Source organism: Herbaspirillum sp. GCM10030257 (genome assembly GCF_042666555.1).
In the GTDB taxonomy this organism is placed as follows: Bacteria; Pseudomonadota; Gammaproteobacteria; order Burkholderiales; family Burkholderiaceae_D; genus Noviherbaspirillum.
Genome location: NZ_JBHTDH010000129.1, coordinates 1 through 703, shown reverse-complemented (window position 1 = coordinate 703; position 703 = coordinate 1). Strand labels below are relative to the sequence as shown.

General features: G+C 51.5%; 1 protein-coding gene. It reads left to right on the top strand.

The features are described from left to right. Positions 1-133 precede the first annotated feature (133 nt). A complete protein-coding gene (locus tag ACFQUU_RS29395) occupies positions 134-532 on the top strand; it encodes an SMI1/KNR4 family protein (RefSeq protein WP_382252187.1) in 399 nt (132 codons plus the stop codon). Positions 533-703 lie beyond the last annotated feature (171 nt).

The window sequence follows — 703 nt, the reverse complement described above, 5'->3', positions numbered from 1 at the left end:
TCTTGCCATTTTTAGCTGTATGGCCGACACTTTGATTATCTAAACCGATTCAGGAAACTGGAATCATGACTGAACGTGCAGTAGGCGCCATGTCGCTTGAAAGTTGGCTTTTTGCACAGCCTCGTTAAACATCATGCAATACACCAACCGACCACCTGGGACTAGCGCCGCTGCCTTGCAGCGGTTGGAAGTAAAATTTGATACAGCACTTCCGCCGGACCTGAAACAATTTTGGCTACAGAGCGATGGTGCTGTTCTCTGGTTCGGATACAAAGAGCTGCAGTTCTTTCCCGTCAAGTCCATCTTTGAAGATGACCTGTACGATCTAGATCAGTACATGCCAGGCGCGCTGCCGCTCTGCATGGACGGAAACGGTAACATCTGCGTCGCACGAATTGAGGCGAGAGAAATCGAGGGCTATTATGTCGCATCATGCGGAGATCTCGACTGGTCTAGTGCTGTGAAAATTGCCGATGAATTCTCGCAATTTGTGCGCGACCCGCTGTCCCCGGAAAGACGACTGTATGTCTAACTTAAAAATGAACCGAGGCGGCTATGCCGCCCGTTATCCGGACCGTTATACCTCATGAACAATCGCACCGACCGACCCGCTATGGCTGCACCGCTGGAGCAAATCCTGAGCGAAGAACTCGCTGCGGGGAATGCAATCGCCGAAGTTTCTGAGTGGCCGCCGAAATGCCAT